Annotated in this window: 20 protein-coding genes; 13 read left to right on the top strand and 7 right to left on the bottom strand. The window is 59.1% G+C overall.

The window, feature by feature from the left end; genetic code table 11:
• Positions 1 to 21 precede the first annotated feature (21 nt).
• Positions 22 to 2682, top strand: a complete 2661-nt coding sequence (gene alaS / locus H9Q16_RS05145; RefSeq protein ID WP_191074271.1) for an alanine--tRNA ligase — start codon at positions 22 to 24, stop codon at positions 2680 to 2682.
• 4 nt (positions 2683 to 2686) lie between these two features.
• Positions 2687 to 2974, top strand: coding sequence for a DUF1330 domain-containing protein (locus H9Q16_RS05140; protein WP_191074270.1), 288 nt, complete (start codon positions 2687 to 2689; stop codon positions 2972 to 2974).
• A gap of 70 nt (positions 2975 to 3044) precedes the next feature.
• Here H9Q16_RS05140 and typA read toward each other — a convergent pair whose 3' ends face one another.
• The 3 genes from typA to H9Q16_RS05125 form a co-directional block, all read right to left on the bottom strand.
• Complete coding sequence (gene typA, locus H9Q16_RS05135) at positions 3045 to 4865, bottom strand: translational GTPase TypA (RefSeq protein ID WP_191075163.1); 1821 nt, start codon at positions 4863 to 4865, stop codon at positions 3045 to 3047.
• Between the two features lie 68 nt (positions 4866 to 4933).
• On the bottom strand, positions 4934 to 5857 hold the full coding sequence (locus tag H9Q16_RS05130; RefSeq protein WP_191074269.1) for a mechanosensitive ion channel family protein: 924 nt from the start codon (positions 5855 to 5857) through the stop codon (positions 4934 to 4936).
• 39 nt (positions 5858 to 5896) lie between these two features.
• Complete coding sequence (locus tag H9Q16_RS05125; protein WP_191074268.1) at positions 5897 to 6355, bottom strand: Lrp/AsnC family transcriptional regulator; 459 nt, start codon at positions 6353 to 6355, stop codon at positions 5897 to 5899.
• 116 nt (positions 6356 to 6471) lie between these two features.
• On the opposite strand from H9Q16_RS05125, the gene H9Q16_RS05120 reads away from it, so the two are divergent.
• Both H9Q16_RS05120 and H9Q16_RS05115 read left to right on the top strand, forming a co-directional pair.
• Positions 6472 to 6678, top strand: a complete 207-nt coding sequence (locus tag H9Q16_RS05120) for a DUF6356 family protein (protein WP_191074267.1) — start codon at positions 6472 to 6474, stop codon at positions 6676 to 6678.
• A 2-nt stretch (positions 6679 to 6680) separates the two neighbouring features.
• Positions 6681 to 7475: a class II glutamine amidotransferase gene (locus H9Q16_RS05115; protein WP_191074266.1), complete on the top strand. Its 795-nt coding sequence runs from the start codon at positions 6681 to 6683 to the stop codon at positions 7473 to 7475.
• A gap of 2 nt (positions 7476 to 7477) precedes the next feature.
• Here H9Q16_RS05115 and H9Q16_RS05110 read toward each other — a convergent pair whose 3' ends face one another.
• On the bottom strand, positions 7478 to 8692 hold the full coding sequence (locus H9Q16_RS05110) for an NADP-dependent isocitrate dehydrogenase (RefSeq protein ID WP_191074265.1): 1215 nt from the start codon (positions 8690 to 8692) through the stop codon (positions 7478 to 7480).
• Between the two features lie 152 nt (positions 8693 to 8844).
• Between H9Q16_RS05110 and H9Q16_RS05105 the strand changes: the two genes are divergently transcribed.
• Positions 8845 to 9570 carry an alpha/beta fold hydrolase gene (locus H9Q16_RS05105; protein WP_191074264.1) on the top strand — a complete coding sequence of 242 codons (726 nt, stop codon included), beginning with the start codon at positions 8845 to 8847 and terminating at the stop codon, positions 9568 to 9570.
• Here the strand turns inward: H9Q16_RS05105 and H9Q16_RS05100 are convergent.
• From H9Q16_RS05100 to H9Q16_RS05090, 3 genes are read right to left on the bottom strand one after another with little or no spacing between them, the layout of a single operon-like run.
• The gene (locus H9Q16_RS05100; protein ID WP_191074263.1) at positions 9561 to 10142 is read right to left on the bottom strand and encodes an HD domain-containing protein; all 582 of its coding nucleotides are present in this window, start codon (positions 10140 to 10142) and stop codon (positions 9561 to 9563) included. The two genes, H9Q16_RS05105 and H9Q16_RS05100, sit on opposite strands and share 10 nt — an antisense overlap.
• A complete protein-coding gene (locus H9Q16_RS05095; protein ID WP_191074262.1) occupies positions 10139 to 10378 on the bottom strand; it encodes a hypothetical protein in 240 nt (79 codons plus the stop codon). Before H9Q16_RS05095 ends, H9Q16_RS05100 begins: the two co-directional genes overlap by 4 nt.
• A 12-nt stretch (positions 10379 to 10390) precedes the next feature.
• Positions 10391 to 11044 carry an alpha/beta hydrolase gene (locus tag H9Q16_RS05090; protein WP_191074261.1) on the bottom strand — a complete coding sequence of 218 codons (654 nt, stop codon included), beginning with the start codon at positions 11042 to 11044 and terminating at the stop codon, positions 10391 to 10393.
• 175 nt (positions 11045 to 11219) lie between these two features.
• Between H9Q16_RS05090 and iscR the strand changes: the two genes are divergently transcribed.
• The 8 genes from iscR (at position 11220) to H9Q16_RS05050 (ending at position 18965) form a co-directional block, all read left to right on the top strand.
• A complete protein-coding gene (gene iscR, locus H9Q16_RS05085) occupies positions 11220 to 11681 on the top strand; it encodes a Fe-S cluster assembly transcriptional regulator IscR (RefSeq protein ID WP_191074260.1) in 462 nt (153 codons plus the stop codon).
• Between the two features lie 91 nt (positions 11682 to 11772).
• A complete protein-coding gene (locus tag H9Q16_RS05080) occupies positions 11773 to 12942 on the top strand; it encodes a cysteine desulfurase family protein (RefSeq protein WP_191074259.1) in 1170 nt (389 codons plus the stop codon).
• Positions 12943 to 12944: 2 nt separating this feature from the next.
• A complete protein-coding gene (sufB, locus tag H9Q16_RS05075) occupies positions 12945 to 14486 on the top strand; it encodes a Fe-S cluster assembly protein SufB (RefSeq protein WP_191074258.1) in 1542 nt (513 codons plus the stop codon).
• A gap of 158 nt (positions 14487 to 14644) precedes the next feature.
• Positions 14645 to 15400, top strand: coding sequence for a Fe-S cluster assembly ATPase SufC (sufC, locus tag H9Q16_RS05070; protein ID WP_191074257.1), 756 nt, complete (start codon positions 14645 to 14647; stop codon positions 15398 to 15400).
• On the top strand, positions 15400 to 16680 hold the full coding sequence (locus H9Q16_RS05065; RefSeq protein WP_191074256.1) for a SufB/SufD family protein: 1281 nt from the start codon (positions 15400 to 15402) through the stop codon (positions 16678 to 16680). The genes sufC and H9Q16_RS05065 overlap by 1 nt, the downstream gene beginning before the upstream one ends.
• Positions 16680 to 17165 (top strand): YIP1 family protein, encoded by a 486-nt coding sequence (locus H9Q16_RS05060; RefSeq protein WP_191074255.1) that lies wholly within the window; start codon positions 16680 to 16682, stop codon positions 17163 to 17165. The genes H9Q16_RS05065 and H9Q16_RS05060 overlap by 1 nt, the downstream gene beginning before the upstream one ends.
• Positions 17162 to 17752 carry a YIP1 family protein gene (locus tag H9Q16_RS05055; RefSeq protein WP_191074254.1) on the top strand — a complete coding sequence of 197 codons (591 nt, stop codon included), beginning with the start codon at positions 17162 to 17164 and terminating at the stop codon, positions 17750 to 17752. Before H9Q16_RS05060 ends, H9Q16_RS05055 begins: the two co-directional genes overlap by 4 nt.
• Entirely contained in the window at positions 17745 to 18965 is a 1221-nt protein-coding gene (locus H9Q16_RS05050) for a cysteine desulfurase (protein WP_191074253.1), read from the top strand. Before H9Q16_RS05055 ends, H9Q16_RS05050 begins: the two co-directional genes overlap by 8 nt.
• The last annotated feature ends 35 nt before the right edge of the window (positions 18966 to 19000 follow it).

Below are 19000 nucleotides of genomic sequence, written 5' to 3'. Positions count from 1 at the left end.
ATGCCCCGAAAGGCTTGCCCCATGAAGACGCTCAATGACATCCGCTCTACCTTCTTGTCCTATTTTGGCAAACAGGATCACGCGGTTGTGGCGTCAGGCCCGCTTGTGCCACGCAACGATCCGACACTGATGTTCGCGAATTCCGGCATGGTCCAGTTCAAGAACCTGTTCACAGGCGTTGAGACACGCGATTACAAGCGCGCGACAACTGCGCAGAAATGTGTGCGGGCAGGCGGCAAGCACAACGATCTGGACAACGTCGGCTACACCGCGCGACACCACACGTTCTTTGAAATGCTGGGCAACTTCAGCTTTGGCGATTATTTCAAGGCCGAGGCGATCGCCTTTGCTTGGGAACTGCTGACAAAAGACTTCGGCATCGACGGCAACCGCCTGTTGGTTACCGTCTATCACACCGATGATGAGGCCGCCGACATCTGGAAAAAGGTCGCAGGCCTGCCTGATGATCGCATCATTCGCATCCCAACGGACGATAACTTCTGGCGCATGGGACCCACTGGTCCCTGCGGCCCCTGTACTGAGATTTTCTACGACCATGGCGATCATATTCCCGGCGGCCCCCCTGGCAGCCCCGACGAAGATGGCGATCGTTTTATCGAGATCTGGAACATCGTCTTCATGCAAAATGAGCAGTTCGAAGACGGCAGCATGATCCCGCTGGACATGCAGTCCATCGACACCGGTATGGGGCTCGAACGCATCGGCGCATTGATGCAGGGCAAGCATGATAACTACGACACCGACCTCATGCGCAGCCTGATCGAGGCGTCGGCAGATGCCTCGAATGTCGACCCATACGGAGATCAAAACGTGCATCACCGCGTGATTGCTGATCACCTGCGCTCAACGTCGTTCTTGATCGCCGATGGCGTCATGCCCTCAAATGAGGGCCGTGGCTATGTTTTGCGCCGGATCATGCGCCGCGCCATGCGCCACGCGCATCTACTAGGCGCAACAGATCCGATGATGTACAAGCTCGTACCCACGCTTGTGGGTCAGATGGGCGCGGCCTACCCGGAATTGGGCCAGGCCCAACCTCTCATCACGGAGACCCTGCACCTCGAGGAAACCCGGTTCAAGCAGACGCTGGAACGCGGCCTGAAGCTGCTGGAGGACGAGGTTAGCGGCCTGACCGAAGGCGCAGATCTACCCGGCGCCGCCGCCTTCAAACTCTATGATACCTATGGCTTCCCCCTCGATCTGACCCAGGACGCCCTGCGCGAACAGGGCCGCGGCGTGGATACCGATGGCTTTGATGCAGCCATGGCCGAACAAAAGGCCAAGGCGCGGGCGGCATGGGCCGGTTCTGGCGAGGCGGCGGATGCCACCGTCTGGTTTGACGTGGCCGATCAGCATGGGACAACCGACTTTCTGGGCTACGAGCTGGAAACGGCAGAGGGCCAGATCGTCGCGGTCGTTTCCGGTGGCGCCTCGGTGGCTTCCGCGCAAAAAGGTGACGACGTCCACATTGCCATGAACCAAACACCCTTCTATGCCGAATCCGGCGGTCAAGTTGGTGATACGGGCACCATCCGCACGGAAACCGGCCTGTTGCGTGTACGCGATACCCGCAAGACAGCGGGCGTATTCGCTCATATCGGCACCGTCGAAGAAGGCACCATCGAAGCCGGCCAGGCGGCGGTACTGGAAGTCGACCACGCGCGCCGCACAGACATTCGCGCCAACCACTCCGCCACGCACCTGCTGCACGAGGCGTTGCGCGAGGCCCTTGGCGATCACGTGGCACAACGCGGCTCGCTCAATGCGTCAGACCGCCTGCGCTTTGATTTCAGCCACGCCAAAGCCCTGTCCCTGCAGGAACTGGAAGCGGTCGAGGCCGAGGTCAACGCCTACATCCGCCAGAACGCCCCGGTCGAGACGCGCATCATGACCCCTGATGACGCACGCGCGCTTGGCGCACAGGCCCTGTTCGGTGAAAAATACGGTGATGAGGTTCGGGTAGTCTCTATGGGCCGCCAGGATGGTTCGGGCAAAGGCGCTGACAAGAACACTTATTCGCTGGAGCTCTGCGGCGGCACCCATGTAACCCGAACAGGCGATATCGGGGCTTTCGTCACCTTGGGCGATAGTGCCAGCAGTGCGGGCGTGCGCCGGATCGAAGCATTGACCGGGCAGGCGGCGCTTGACTACCTGCGCCGTCAAGACCACCTGCTTGCCAGAACAGCGCTTGATCTCAAGGCCACAGCGGCCGATGTCCCCGACCGGGTGAAAGCACTGCTGGAGGAGCGCAAGTCGCTCAGCAACGAGGTGGCGCAATTGCGTCGCGAGCTTGCAATGGCAGGGAGCGGCGGCACGTCTACGCCCGAGGCCAAGGACGTCGGCGGCATCAGATTCACCGCTCAGGTTCTGCAAGGCGTCACTGGCAAGGATCTGCCCGCGCTGGTGGACGAACACAAGTCTAACCTCGGCTCCGGTGCTGTGCTGCTGATCGCGGACACCGGCGGCAAGGCCGCCGTGGCTGCGGGTGTGACCGATGACCTAAAAGATCAGCTCTCAGCTGTCGACATCGTCAAGGCCGCCGTGGCAGAGTTGGGCGGCAAGGGCGGTGGCGGCAGGCCTGACATGGCACAGGGCGGCGGGCCGTCCGCCGAAAACGCTGACGCCGCCATTGCGGCTGCCGAAACCGTCGTGAAAGGATAAACCAATGGGCGCACTCTGGATTGCACATGTCACCGTGACCGATGAAGAGGCCTACGCCAGATACGCCGCTGGCGCGACTGAGGCCATCGCGGCCCACGGCGGCACCTTCATCGCCCGGGGCGGCCGCTACGTGCAACTTGAGGGCAAGGATCGCCCGCGCAATGTCGTGGCCCGCTTCCCGGACGTTGAATCAGCAGAAAAGTGCTATCATTCAGACGCCTATCAGGCAGCCCTAAACCATGCACGCGGCGCGTCCGAACGCGAATTGATGATCGTCGAGACCACCGACTGACCCTCATCTTCCGTTGGCCCCAAATATCCCGGGGAAGTCTGAAGGGGCTGGCCCCTTCAGTCCAGCGGCATCACCCGGCGCGCGCCATCCGCTTGCGCTCGTGCGGATCGAGATAGCGCTTGCGCAGCCGGATTGCATTGGGCGTCACTTCAACCAGTTCATCATCGTCGATATACGCAATCGCCTCTTCCAGCGACAAGGTGATCGGCGTGGTCAGACGCACTGCCTCATCCGTGCCAGATGCCCGCACATTGGTCAGCTTCTTGCCCTTCAGCGGGTTCACTTCCAGATCATTCTCCCGGGAATGTTCCCCGATGATCATGCCGGTATACACATCCGCCTGCGCGCCGATCATCATCCTGCCGCGCTCTTCGAGGTTCCAAAGGGCGTAGGCGACCGAGGTGCCGTTTTCCATGGAAATCAACACACCGGCACGGCGCCCCGGGATCGGGCCCTTGTGTGGCGCCCATCCATGAAACACCCTGTTCAGCACGCCTGTGCCCCGCGTATCGGTCAAGAACTCGCCGTGATATCCGATCAGTCCCCTTGATGGCACATGCGCCACGATACGCGTCTTGCCCGCCCCGGCAGGTTTCATCTCAGCCAGTTCGCCCTTGCGGACGCCGGTGATCTTTTCGATCACCGCGCCGGAATATTCGTCATCCACGTCGATGGTGGCCTCTTCGATAGGCTCCAACCGATTGCCGTGCTCGTCTTCCTGAAACAGAACCTGCGGACGCGAAATACTCAGCTCAAAACCCTCGCGGCGCATGTTCTCGATCAAAACGCCCATCTGCAGCTCGCCCCGGCCAGAGACCTCAAACGCCTCGCCGCCGGGCGTATCGGCAATCTTGATTGCCACGTTGCTTTCGGCCTCTTTCATCAACCGCTCACGGATGACGCGCGACTGCACCTTTTTGCCATCGCGCCCGGCAAGCGGGGAATCGTTGATCCCGAAAGTGACAGAAATCGTCGGAGGATCGATCGGTTGCGCGGGCAGCGCCTCGGTCACCTGCGGGGCTACGATGCTGTCGGCCACGGTGGCTTTTGACATGCCCGCCAGTGTGACGATATCGCCTGCCTCGGCCAGATCGATGGCCTGTTGCGACAAACCCCGAAACGCAAGAATCTTGGTGCAGCGAAAGTTTTCTATCAGCGTGCCGTCACGGCTTAGCGCCTTGACGCTTTCACCCGCTTTCAAGGTGCCGGATTCGACACGGCCCGTCAGAATCCGGCCAATAAAGGGGTCCGCACCCAGTGTGGTCGCCAGCATCCGGAACGGTTCATCGCGCGCAGCAATTTGAGCCGGGGCAGGGACGTGTTCGACGACCAGATCAAACAACGCTGAAAGATCCTCACGCGGGCCGTCCAACTCCATATCGGCCCAACCAGAGCGGCCTGAGGCATACATCGCGGGAAAGTCCAGCTGATCATCATCTGCACCCAGATTGGCAAAAAGATCAAAGCACTCATCGAGCGCGCGGTCAGGTTCCGCATCGGGCTTGTCGACCTTGTTAAGGACAACAATCGGCCGCAGCCCCAGGGCCAGCGCCTTTGAGGTCACGAATTTGGTCTGCGGCATCGGCCCTTCGGCGGCATCCACCAGCAGCACAACGCCGTCGACCATGCTCAGAATACGCTCCACCTCGCCGCCGAAATCGGCATGGCCGGGGGTATCAACGATGTTGATGCGCGTGTCTTTCCAGACCACGGATGTCGCCTTGGCCAGGATGGTGATCCCGCGCTCGCGTTCCAGATCGTTGCTGTCAAGCGCACGCTCGGTGGTCGCCTGACCCTCGCGATAGGTGCCCGATTGCTTAAGCAATTCGTCCACCAGTGTGGTCTTGCCGTGGTCGACGTGTGCGATGATTGCGATGTTGCGCAGGTCCATGGGTTCAGCCTTGTAAGGATTTGTCGCGGCCATACCGTGCAGCCGCAGCAAAGGCCACCCCGAAAGCGTCAGTCGCTATCAGCGGGCGTCGGGTCGCTTTGGCCTTCGTTGCCCTTGTTCATGGTGAGCGGCTCTTTGAACGTCAGCGTACGATAGGGGAAGGGGATCTCGATCCCGGCATCATCCAGTGCCCGTTTCACGGCTGAAACCACCTTGTCGCGCGACGACCGGATGTCGATGGGCCGTGAACCGGTCCACCAGGTCACCTCGAAATTGATCGAACTGTCGGCAAATTCCTGGGCAAAGATTTCTACGTCGCGTATGTCATCGCGCACCGTATCTACGCCGCGTACGGCTTTTGCGATCACGTCGCGGGCTTCGTCCACGTCCTCGCCGTAGGCCACGCCACAAATGATGGTGGTGCGGCGCACGTCCTTTGCGGTGCGGATGGTCACCGGGTTCTTGAAAAACATCGCGTTGGGCGCCACGACCAGCTGTCCATCGGTTTGCCGTACGTGGGTGTCGCGAATGGTGATCTCTTCGACCTGACCTTCGATGTCTTCGCATTCGATATAGTCGTCGATGGAAAAGGGCTCGCGGATCAGCAAAAGCACACCGGCAAGGAAATTCTCGAAAACGTCCTTGAAGGCAAAACCGATGGCCACGCCCCCCACACCAAGCGCCGTCAAGGCGCGGCCCGGGGTGATCGTGGGAAAGGCGATTGTCACCGCGACCAATACGCCAAACAGCCAAATGCTGACCGTCAACAGCATCATGACCACATCGATCAGCGACCGCCGCATCCGCGCACGCCGCAGGGTCTTTGGCACCAGCCAATTGACCAGCCGGACCACAAACCAAACGAAGACCAGAAAAAACACCGACAGGATCAGCTGAGGCAGCACCTCCCAAAACCCTGTGGCATATCCTTCAAGCTGGTCTCGGAGCGGGGCAGGCAGTCTGCCCCAAAGCGTGCTAAGAAAGTCATTCATGTGACGTCAACGCGTCGAACCCCTTGGGGTTCCGTCAACCTACAACGGCAGGTGCGTCGTTTCCTTGATCTCTTCCATGACAAAACTTGCCGACACGTCGCTCAACGGGACTTTCTTGATCAGCCGCTGATACAGCCGATCATAATCTGCCATATCCGCCACCCGGGCACGGATAAGATAGTCCAGATCGCCGGTCATCCGGTAGACCCCCAACACCTCGGGCATCGACCGGGTCGCAGTCGAAAATTTGGCAAGCCAGTCCGGCGCGTGGGCATTCGTTCGGATTTGCATGAATACCGTCAGGCCCAAGCCCAGTTTGGCCGGGTCCAGCAAAGCAACGCGCGCCGCAATCACGCCCGCGTCTTCCAGCGCGCGCACGCGGCGCCAGCACGCATTGCGTGACAAGCCCACTGTTTCGCCCAATTGGTCCAGCGATTGTGCCGCATCCCGTTGCAAAGCGTTCAGGATTCGGCGGTCTGCATCATCAATGTTCCACATAAATAGAGAATTAGCGGGACAACGTACCGCAATCAACAGAACGTTCAGCATTTTTGGGATAAAATCACCCGCTGCTCAGGGCATTCTGTCATCACCACCAAAACTGGAGCCCCGACATGATCGCACGCATCTTCCTCGACCATCCCGCAAAAGTGGATGAGACCTTTTTTCAGCACATGGCCTTCGCTCTTAAATTCTCCGGCCTGCTTTTTGCAGCGGCGGGTGCGGCGCTGGTTCACGCCATCGTGCCCTGTCTTTTCGAAAAGACCGCCAGCCGGATCATCGCCACCCTGTACGCGCGCACCCATAACCGGGGCCACTAAGCATGTGTCGCTGGGCTGCGTGGCAGGGCGCACCATTGTTTCTCAGCCAGATGATTTCAGCGCCCGAACATTCGCTGATCCAGCAATCGCGCGAAGCCAACAAGTGCAAAACGGCGATCAATGCCGATGGCTTTGGTTTGGCGTGGTATGACAAACGCCCGACCCCTGGGCTCTATCGTGATGTCTATCCTGCTTGGTCAGATCCCAACCTGCTTGCTCTTGCCGATCAGGTACAGGCGCGTCTTTTCATGGCCCATGTGCGCGCCTCGACCGGATCCGCGACCAGCCGCAACAACTGCCATCCCTTTGTGCAGGGGCGGTGGAGCTTTATGCACAACGGTCAGGTCGGCGGCTTCAGCCGGTTCCGCAAGGCCGCCGACATGCTGATCCCCGACAGCCTTTATGCGGATCGCAAAGGGGCCTCCGACAGCGAGGCGCTCTTTCTCGTGGCCTGCGGTCTGGGGTTGGATACCGATCCCAAGGGCGCGCTTGCCGCGGCCATTGCCCGCTTTGAACATCTCTCACGCGAGGCAGGCGAAGAACCCCACATGCGCTGCACCGCCGCCCTGTCGGATGGTGAGGTGCTCTATGCCGTGCGATACGCCTCTGACACGCTGGCGCCGTCGCTCTTTTATCGCTGGTACCCGGACTGGCAGGGCTGGGCCGTGGTGTCTGAACCCTACGACACAAGCAGCGGTGACTGGATCGAAGTGCCCAAGGGCAGTTTCTGCACCTTCACCGCCACAAACTGCGAGATCACGCCGTTTGCGCCCGCAGCATCCCTTTGCGCGGCCTGAACTTAGCCCGCCAACGCCTTGTTCAGGTTCTCATCCACCTTCTCCAGAAAACCCATCGTCGTGAGCCACCCTTGATCGGGGCCCACCAGCAAGGCGAGGTCCTTGGTCATGTGGCCACTTTCGACCGTGTCCACGACCACCTTCTCCAGCGTCTCGGCAAAGCTGATAAGCGCGTCATTACCGTCAAGCTTGCCGCGATGTTTCAGCCCGCCCGTCCAGGCATAAATCGACGCGATCGAATTGGTCGATGTCGCCTCGCCTTTTTGGTGCTGGCGATAGTGGCGTGTCACGGTGCCATGGGCCGCCTCGGCCTCGACCGTCTGGCCATCCGGCGTCATCAGGATCGAGGTCATCAACCCAAGTGATCCAAAACCCTGCGCCACCGTGTCGGACTGCACATCCCCGTCATAGTTCTTGCACGCCCAGACATACCCGCCCGACCACTTGAGCGAAGAGGCAACCATGTCGTCGATCAGCCGGTGTTCGTACCAGATGCCGGCGGCGTCGAACTTGTCCTTGAACTCTTCATCGAACACTTGCTGAAACAGCTCAAGAAACCGACCATCGTATTGCTTGAGGATCGTGTTCTTGGTGCTCAGATAGACTGGCCAGCCCAGATTCAGACCATAATTGAGCGAGGCACGGGCGAAGTCGATGATGGATTTATCAAGGTTGTACATCGCCATGACCACACCCGAATCCGGCGCGTCAAAAACCTCTTCCTCGATCTCCGTCCCGTCCTCGCCAACGAACTTGAGCGTCAGCTTGCCCTTGCCGGGAAATTTGAAATCCGTCGCGCGGTATTGATCCCCATAGGCATGGCGGCCCACCACGATGGGCTTGGTCCAGCCCGGCACAAGTCGGGGCACGTTCTTGCAGATGATCGGCTGGCGAAAGATCACGCCGCCCAGGATGTTGCGGATGGTGCCATTGGGGCTGCGCCACATTTTCTTGAGACCGAATTCCTCGACCCGCGCCTCATCCGGGGTGATCGTTGCGCATTTCACCCCGACCCCATATGTCTTGATCGCTTCTGCCGCGTCGATGGTGATCTGATCATCGGTGGCATCGCGGGACTCCATGCCAAGGTCGTAGTACTTGAGATCCACATCAAGATAGGGCGTGATCAGCTTTTTCTTGATGAAGTCCCACATGATGCGGGTCATCTCGTCCCCGTCGAGTTCGACAATGGGGTTCTCTACCTTGATCTTGGACATGCGTGATACTCGCTTGGCTGTTTGGCTTGCCCCGCTCTATCCCATCCAATCGCCAAGGGAAAGTCTGTATACAATTGCATACCGAAAGGGGTGCTATTTGACAGGTCCCTGACAGTTCCTCACGCTGCCGGAAGGTTACAGGAGAGAATGAGATGGCGACTTACGTAGTGGTACATGGCGCGTGGCATGACGGATCCCTTCTGGCAGACGTCGCGGGACATCTCGAAGGGATGGGATGGTCCGTTCACACACCCACAATTCTGGGCAACGGGGCAGGGGAAGATAAATCCGTCGGGCTGGACGCGGCAATCGGATCGATAGCGGACTATATCGCCGCCCACGATCTGACGGACATCGTTCTGGCGGGACACAGCTACGGCGGGATGATCATCTCGGGCGTCTATGACCGGATGCCCGATCGGATCAAACGGCTGGTCTATTGGAATGCCTTTGTTCCGCACGATGGCGAATCCCTCGACGATCTGGTCCCGCCCCCGTTTGCTCAGCTCTTTTCAGATCTTGCGCAGGCAGGCGGATCAGGCGGGTTTTCGGTGCCCTATCCAATCTGGCGCGACGGGTTCTTCAGCGACGGTGACGGCAATCTGGCACAAAACGCCTATGACAAGCTCAACCCGCATCCGCATGCCACCTTTGCAGACAAGATCAGCCTGAAGTCCGCGCCGGGCAACTGGGAGGTGGGGAAAAGTTACATCAACGGGCTGAATGACGCGGCGATGCCTCATTCACTGGGCTGGCACCCGCGCCTGTCAGAGCGGCTGGGTATTTTCCGTCTGGTCCAGGTGATGGATGGGCACGAAGCGTTGTTCATCAATCCCAAAGGTGCCGCAGAGGCGCTGCACATGGCCGGTCAGGACTGAGCCGAAAACCACGCGGCGATCCGGGTGCGGGCATAGTCCCAAAGGCGGGGCGCGCCGATCTTGATCTTGGCGCCAACCTTTTCGGCAATCTTGTCTTCGGTGACGTCATACGTCACCCAGCTGCCGCCACCCGATTGCAGGTTCTGCATTGGCGGCTGAAACCGGTCAAGCGATTTTGCAAACTGTGCAGACGGTGTCTTTGCGGCTTCAAATTCTTCCCAGATCGCGCGAAGATCATTGTCTAAGTCATTCGGAAGAAGCCCGAAAATGCGATCTGCCGCCGCTTGCTCCTGCACTTCGACGGCCGCAGGATCATGAGAGCCAAAGATCGGATTATCGCCTGCGTCAATCTCCACCAGATCATGCAGGATCAGCATCTTTATCACCCGGTCAATCTGCACATCCGGTCCGGCCTGATCCGCTAACACCATCGCATAAAGTGTCAGATGCCACGAATGCTCAGCCGAATTTTCATAGCGCGAGGCATCACACAGCGTCGTGCCCCGCACGACCGATTTCAGCTTGTCCGCTTCGTTGAGAAAGGCAATCTGGCGGTCCAGCCGGGTGCTCACTCAGTCGGCTTTCCGTCCCGGTGGGCCTTGAGTTTCTCCGCCAGAAAATGCCGGGCTTTTTCATTCGCCATCTGGGTCCGCACGGCTGTCAGGAACGCTTCTTCCAGCGTTTGGGATGACGTACCGATGGCTTCGCCAAGTTCCATGAACAGACGGTCATCGCCAATCTCGGCCTGAACCTTGAGGCAATCCTCCGCCAGTTTGTGGGCCATCTGGATCAGTGGGGTGTCTGCCATGTCCGGTGCCCCTTAGCGCGTGGTCTCGGTCAGGCGGCGCTTGACGTATTCGGTTGTCGAATCGATCAGCGTTTCCATATGCGGTTCTTCGAAGAAGTGTCCGGACCCTTCGACTTCCTGATGCGTGATCGTGATGCCCTTTTGCTCGTGCAGCTTGTTGACAAGGTTCACCGTATCGGGCGGCGGCGCGACGCGGTCTGCGGTGCCGTTGATGATCAGACCTGACGAGGGGCAGGGCGCGAGAAAACTGAAGTCATACATGTTTGCGGGCGGCGAGACCGAGATGAACCCGGTGATCTCGGGCCGGCGCATCAAGAGCTGCATCCCGATCCAGGCCCCGAACGAAAAGCCCGCAACCCAGCAATGCTTGGAGTTGTTGTTCATCGACTGCAGGTAATCGAGTGCCGAGGCCGCGTCGCTCAGTTCACCAATGCCCTGATCGTATTCGCCCTGGCTGCGACCCACGCCGCGGAAATTGAACCGCAGGACGGTGAAGCCCATGTTATAAAAGGCATAGTGCAGGTTGTAGACAACCTTGTGGTTCATCGTCCCGCCGAACTGGGGATGCGGATGAAGCACGATGGCGATGGGCGCGTCCCGCTCTTTCTGGGGGTGATAGCGGCCTTCAAGGCGGCCTTCTGGTCCGGGAAAGATTACCTCTGGCATGCGGGTTCCATCTGTGGCGGTTCCTGGCCTGCGGCGAATAGTTGACCTATTCGCTAAGGCACTTTAGAACGGTTCTAATCTGTTCCTCTCCGGACTGCGCCGGGGCGGAGACCTGCATGTACGTATTTCGTGCGCCCGCGTCAATCAATCGCGGCGCGCCCCGGGGTGAAAAGCGATGAAACTCAGCACCAAAGGCCGGTACGCCATGGTCGCCCTTGCAGACATCGCGCTGCAGCGGGGCGGGGGGCTGGTATCGCTGGGCGATATTGCGGAGCGGCAGTCGATCTCTCTACCGTATCTGGAGCAGCTGTTTGTCAAACTGCGGCGCGCGGAACTGGTGACATCCGTGCGCGGACCGGGCGGGGGATATCGTCTGGCGCGTCCCGCGGCGGAGATCCGGGTGTCTGATATTCTGGCCGCTGTGGATGAGACGGTTGACGCCATGCACAAGGGTGCCGGCGCTTCCGGTGCCTTGTCGGGCAGTCGCGCGCAGTCACTGACCAACCGGTTGTGGGAGGGGCTGAGTGCGCATGTCTATGTGTTCCTGCACCAGACCCGTCTGTCGGATGTCATTGCCAACGAACTGGTGCCATGCCCCGCCGTGCCCGTGCTTTTTGACGTGGTGGACGAGGCATGAGGCGTGATCCCAAGGGCGCGCCTGCCGCGCGGCACGATTTTATTCCTTGTTGGGGCGCTGCCCCAAACCCCGGGATATTTCGGGCCTGCAGATGAGAGTGTATCTGGATCATAATGCGACCACGCCTCTGCGCGCAGAGGCGCGCGTGGCCATGCTGGCGGCGATGGATGTGGTGGGCAACCCGTCGTCGGTGCATGCAGAAGGACGCGCGGCCAAGGCACTGGTGGAACGTGCGCGTGCGCAGGTGGCGACGGCCCTGGCGTGTGATCCCGCCGAGGTCGTCTTTACCTCTGGCGCGACCGAGGCCATCAACCTTGTTTTTGCCCAGCCTTGGGACGAAGCGGCCTGCTCTCCTTTGGAGCATGATGCCGTTCTGCGACAGACCTATGCATTGCACGATGACCCGCATACCGGCGCACCGCTTATCGGGCGCGATGGGGTTTTCAACGGGGCGCTGGTGTCCGGATTTGGATTCTACGCACAACGCGCCAAGCGTGGCGAACCGGGCTTTGGTCGCGCCGCGCGCGGCTTGTTTGCCCTGACGGCCGCAAATGCCGAGACGGGCGTTTTACAGCCGCTTCATCCTGTCTTTGCTGAATTCGCGGGCGAAATGGAGGTCTCTCATCGGTTTTGTGATGCGACGCAGGCCTTTGGCAAGGTGCCTTTTTCCTATCGGGATACGCCGTGCGAATATGCCAGCGTTTCTGCCCACAAGATTGGCGGGCCCAAAGGCGTTGGCGCGCTTGTCGTCAAGCAGGGGGTGGACATCAGTGCCGGATTGAAAGGGGGCGGTCAGGAAATGGGCCGCCGTTCCGGGACAGAAAACGTGATCGGCATTGCAGGTTTTGGCGCCGCCGCTGAGGCCGCGGCACACGACGTTGCGGCAGGCCATTGGGAGGCTGTTGCAGAAAAGCGCGATTTGATGGAAAGCGCCCTTGAGGCTGCGTCAAACACGACTATTTTAGTAGGGAAAGATGCGCCGCGTCTTCCCAATACCTCCTGTCTTGTCACCGCCGGTTGGAAAGGCGAGACGCAGGTCATGCAAATGGACCTCGCCGGGTTTGCGATTTCTGCCGGGTCGGCGTGCTCATCTGGCAAGGTGAAGGCAAGCACGGTTTTGCAGGCCATGGGCTATGACGAGAGCGAAGCCTCCAGCGCCATTCGCGTGTCGCTGGGGCTGGAAACGACACAAGACGATGTCTTGCGGTTTGCCGATGCGTGGGCCGCCAAGCTGAAGAAACACGAGGCCCGCGCGGCCTGAGCATGAGGATCGATACCGTGGATACAATTGTCGAAGGAAATGTCGTCAAGGAAGGCGTCGATCAGGACACCGTCGATGCCGTGCGTGAAGTTGGGGGCAAGTACAAATACGGCTGGTCCACGGACATCGAGATGGAATATGCGCCCAAGGGCCTAACCCCCGATATCGTGCGGCTGATTTCGTCGAAAAACGAAGAACCGCAGTGGATGACGGACTGGCGGCTCGAGGCCTATGAGCGCTGGCTGACCAAGACAGAACCCGACTGGGCAATGGTCGACTATCCGGAAATCGATTTTCAGGATCAGTATTATTACGCCCGCCCCGTCAGCATGGCGGAAAAGCCCAAGTCGCTGGATGACGTCGACCCCAAGTTGCTGGAAACGTATAAGAAACTGGGTATTCCCCTGAAGGAACAGATGATCCTTGCCGGGGTTGAAGGGGCCGAAGACGCGCCGGCAGAAGGCCGCAAGGTTGCGGTTGATGCGGTTTTTGACAGCGTGTCCGTCGGCACGACCTTTCAGGAAGAGCTGAAGAAGGCTGGCGTGATCTTTTGTTCGATTTCCGAGGCGATCAAGGATCACCCGGATCTGGTGAAAAAGTATCTAGGCACCGTCGTGCCCGTCTCTGACAACTTCTACGCCACGCTGAACTCGGCCGTTTTCTCGGATGGCTCCTTTGTCTACGTCCCGCCAGGCGTGCGCTGCCCGATGGAGCTTTCCACCTATTTCCGTATCAACGCGGAAAACACGGGCCAGTTCGAACGGACGCTCATCATCGCGGACAAGGGATCATACGTCAGCTATCTTGAAGGCTGCACCGCCCCCCAGCGCGACGAGAGCCAATTGCACGCGGCCGTCGTCGAGATCATCATCGAAGAAGACGCAGAGGTGAAATACTCCACAGTGCAGAACTGGTATCCCGGCGATGAAAACGGCAAGGGCGGCATCTATAACTTTGTCACCAAACGTGCCGATTGCAGGGGCGACCGCGCCAAGGTCATGTGGACGCAGGTTGAGACCGGCTCTGCGGTGACGTGGAAGTACCCCAGCTGCATCCTGCGGGGCGATGACAGTCAGGGTGAATTCTATTCCATCGCCATTGCCAACAACATGCAGCAGGCCGACACCGGCACCAAGATGGTGCATTTGGGCAAGCGCACCAAGTCGCGCATCGTTTCCAAGGGGATTTCGGCGGGCAAGGCGCAGAACACTTATCGCGGGTTGGTGTCCATGCACCCCAAGGCCAAGGAATCGCGCAATTACACGCAGTGCGACAGCCTGCTGATCGGCGACAAATGCGGGGCGCATACTGTGCCATATATCGAGGTCAAGAATAACTCCTCACGGGTCGAACACGAGGCGACGACCTCCAAAGTGGATGACGACCAAATGTTCTATTGCCGCTCGCGCGGGATGGACGAAGAAGAGGCCGTGGCGCTGGTCGTGAACGGGTTCTGCAAGGACGTTTTGCAGGCGTTGCCGATGGAGTTTGCTATGGAAGCGCAGGCGCTGGTTGCGATCTCATTGGAAGGGTCCGTGGGGTGACGGACGACGGATTGATTGGAACTCTGCAAACGAAATTCTTAACGCGACCCGGAACCCACACCCTGAAACTGACGCGATACCGATGAAATACCGACGCAATACCGACGTCCCGTTCGGTGCGTTAACGAATGATACAGAATACCCCCTAGGAGCTAAAAATGCTGAGCATCAAGAACCTGCACGTGAAACTTGAAGAAGAGGACAAGCAGATCCTCAAAGGCGTCGATCTGGAGGTCGAGGCAGGCAAGGTACATGCGATTATGGGGCCGAACGGCTCTGGCAAGTCCACGCTGTCTTACGTGCTGTCCGGCAAGGACGGATATGAGGTGACAGAAGGGTCGGCGTCGCTTGAGGGCAAGGACCTGTTGGAGCTTGAGCCCGAAGAGCGCGCAGCAGCGGGTCTTTTTCTGGCGTTCCAATATCCCGTTGAGATCCCCGGTGTGGGCAACATGACGTTCCTGCGCACTGCCGTGAATGCGCAGCGCAAGGCGCGCGGCGAAGAGGAAATGTCTGCCGCTGACTTTCTCAAGGTGATCCGTGCAAAAGCGAAGGAGCTGAAAATCGACGCCGATATGCTCAAGCGACCCGTCAACATGGGTTTCTCCGGCGGCGAGAAAAAGCGCAATGAAATCCTGCAGATGGCCATGCTGGAGCCAAGGATGTGCATCCTTGATGAGACCGATTCCGGCCTGGACGTTGACGCGATGAAATTGGTGGCCGAAGGCGTGAATGCACTGCGTTCAAGTGGGCGCGGCTTTTTGGTGATCACCCATTACCAGCGCCTTCTCGATCACATCAAACCGGACGTCGTGCACATCATGGCGGACGGCAGGATCGTCAAATCCGGCGGGCCGGAGCTGGCGCTTGAGGTGGAGAATAACGGTTATGCCGACATCCTTGCGGAGGTCGCGTAATGGGCGAAGCTGCCGCACAGGAAACGCCGACCGAGGCCTTAATCAAAGGGCACGCCATGCCCGGCGAGGGATGGTCCGTCACCGCACGAGAAGACGCGCTTAACCGCTTGATTACAATGGGCATACCGCATCGTCGGGACGAATATTGGAAATTCACCCGCCCCGATACATTGACCCAGCCCGCGCCGGAACCCGCTGCGGTATTTGTCCATGATGAGGCACCACTTTTTGATGCGCTGGACCGGCTGAAGGTCGTCTTTGTGGACGGCGTTTTTGATCCGACCGCCTCTGACGATCTGGCCCTTGAAGGGATCAAGATCGAACGTCTGGCTGAGGCAACCAGCGATCTGCACTGGGCGCAAGACCTCTATGGTGCATTGGAAAAGAACGGACAGACCCCGGTGGTCAGACCCCTTGCGGCGTTGAATACAGCCTTTGCAACGGATGGCGTGCTTATCCATGTGACCGGCAGGCCCAGCAAACCTGTCAGCCTGATTTATCGCCATGAATCAGAAATTTCTGATGCGATCCTGCATCACCTGATTAAGATGGATCCCGGCACCGACCTGACCGTTGTGGAGAACGGCCCGGCAGCGGCGCGGTTCAACAAAGTGATGGAAGTCGAGGTAGCAGATGGCGCCTCTTTTTCCCATGTCCGCGCACAGGGCCGCGACCACGAACGCCGTGCTGCCACGCACATCTTTGCACGCCTTGGGTCGGAATCGGAATTCAAGAGCTTCACGCTCACGGTCAACGGCATCCTGACCCGGAACGAATGTGTGATCGAACTGACGGGCGATGACGCCTCTGCCCATGTGGCCGGGGCCTGTGTCGGCGATGGCGCATTTCACCACGATGACACAGTATTTATCACCCATGATGCGGTGAATTGCGAAAGCCGTCAGGTGTTCAAGAAAGTCTTGCGCAACGGGGCAACCGGCGTGTTTCAGGGTAAAATCCTTGTCAAGGAAGGCGCCCAGAAAACGGACGGGTATCAGATCAGCCAGTCGCTGCTTCTTGATGGCGACAGCCAGTTTCTGGCCAAGCCGGAACTTGAGATCTACGCCGATGACGTGGCCTGTTCACATGGTTCGACCTCTGGCGCAATCGATGAAGAGGCGCTCTTTTATCTGCGCGCGCGTGGTGTTTCGCGCCGTGAAGCAACAGATCTTTTGACGCTCGCTTTCCTTGCCGAAGCCGTGGAGGAGATTGCCGCCGAAGAGCTGCGCGACGAGATCAACGCGCGCCTTGCTGGCTGGTTGGAGCGGCACAGTACCTAATGGCGGCGACATCTGACATCGTTGCGACCTATCGCGGTCCCGGCCGCGTCGTGCGTCGTATTCTGGGGCAGGGGGAACGCGAAGACCGTGCGCTGATCTACCTGATGATCGGTTGCTTGATGGTCTTTGTCGCACAGATGCCGCGTCTGGCGCGTGAGGCACATGTGATGGAGACGGATCTGCCAATGATGCTGGGCGCCACGTTGCTTGCGTGGCTTTTCATCGCGCCCCTGATTTTCTACGCTATTGGCCTTGTCAGCCACCTGATTGCGCGTGCCTTTGGCCGCAAGCAAAGTGCCTTTGGGGCACGATTGGCGCTCTTCTGGGCGCTTTTGGCGTCATCTCCACTGATGCTGCTCTGGGGTCTCACCGCAGGCTTTATCGGGCCCGGCATTGAGATGAGCGGCGTCGGATTGCTCTGGATGATCGTGTTCATCTGGTTTTGGGTCGCCGGGCTTATTGGCGCAGGCCGGGGGGCGGCATGACACCTCAGGATATCATCGATCTGGCAAAGCTGACTTTTCGGGATCCTGCTGCCGCGGGCAAGGCGATCCTTGCTCTGGGGTTCAGTCGCGATGTGCTGTGGACAGCGCTGGCCCTTGTGGCAGCTTTCAACGCGGTGTTCCTGCAGCTGTTGATGGCAACCGCCGGACCGGATCAGCAACTACCAAGCTATTTCAGCACACCGCTTGCGGCCTTTGTGCTGATCGCGGGCATGATGGTCATCTATATCCACGCGCTTTACTGGGCCGGGATGGCGATGGGGGGCAATGGCCGGCTGATTGATCTACTCGCACTGGTCGTCTGGTTGCAGGTTCTGCGCACCGGGTTGCAGCTGGTGATCATCCTTCTCAGCGTATTCTCGCCCACCCTTGCAGCCCTTGCAACCTTGGTGGTCTTTGCGTGGGGGGTATGGGTGCTGCTGACATTCTTGATGACCGCGCTCAATCTGACGTCTTACGGGCACGCGCTGGTTGTTGTGGTTGTGGGGTTGATCGGACTTGTCTTGGGGCTGGGCATATTGCTGGCCTTCATCGGGGTGTTGGCCCAGGGAACACAAGCTAATGTATGATGTTGATGCAATCCGGGCACAGTTTCCGATCCTCTCGCGCGAGGTGAATGGCAAACCGTTGGTCTATCTGGACAACGGCGCGTCCGCACAGAAACCGCAGGTCGTGATTGATGCAATCACGCAGGCCTATTCTTATGAATATGCCAATGTTCACAGGGGATTGCATTACCTTTCTAATCTGGCAACTGACAAATATGAGGCCGTACGCGGCACAATTGCTCGCTTTCTCGGGGCCGCGTCTGAGGATGAGATTGTCCTGAACTCGGGCACCACCGAGGGCATCAATACCGTCGCCTACGGGTGGGCCATGCCCAGGATGCAAGCCGGTGATGAGATCCTGCTTAGTGTGATGGAGCATCACGCAAACATCGTCCCCTGGCACTTTCTGCGCGAGCGTCAGGGCGTCGTGCTCAAGTGGGTTGATGTGGACAGCACCGGGGCGCTGGATACGCAATCTGTGATCGATGCCATTGGTCCAAGAACCAAGCTGGTGGCAATCACGCATCTTTCCAACGTGTTAGGCACAAAGGTTGATGTAAAGGCAATCACCGCTGCGGCCCATGAGAAGGGCGTTCCGGTGCTGGTTGACGGCTCGCAGGCTGCAGTGCACATGCCGGTGGATGTGGCCGATCTTGGCTGTGATTTTTATGCGATCACCGGGCACAAGCTCTATGGTCCGTCCGGTTCGGGCGCGATCTACATCCGCAAGGAACGTATGGCAGAAATGCGCCCGTTTATTGGAGGTGGCGACATGATCCGCGAGGTCGCAAAGAACACTATCAGCTATAACGACCCGCCGATGAAGTTCGAAGCAGGAACACCAGGGATTGTACAGACCATTGGGCTGGGTGTGGCGCTGGATTACATGATGGATCTGGGGATGCAGAACATTGCAGCCCACGAGGATCGCCTGCGCGACTATGCGACCGAAAAGCTTGCCGGTCTCAACTGGCTGCAGGTTCAGGGGACAACGCCGGACAAGGCGGCGATATTCAGCTTTACGCTGGATGGCGCGGCCCATGCCCATGACATCTCTACAATTCTTGACAAGAAAGGGGTGGCCGTGCGGGCAGGGCACCACTGCGCCCAACCGTTGATGGAGCATTTCGGCGTGACCGCCACGTGTCGCGCATCCTTTGGGCTTTATAACACCACGGATGAGGTTGATGTGCTGGTCGACGCGCTTGAGCTTGCGCACGAGCTTTTTGCCTGACTTTGCCATTGCGGCACGCGGACGCTCTGGCTATG

Origin of the sequence: Sulfitobacter aestuariivivens, from assembly GCF_014763045.1 — a bacterium.
Lineage (GTDB): Bacteria > Pseudomonadota > Alphaproteobacteria > Rhodobacterales > Rhodobacteraceae > Sulfitobacter > Sulfitobacter aestuariivivens.
This window is presented reverse-complemented; position numbering and strand designations above follow the sequence as displayed.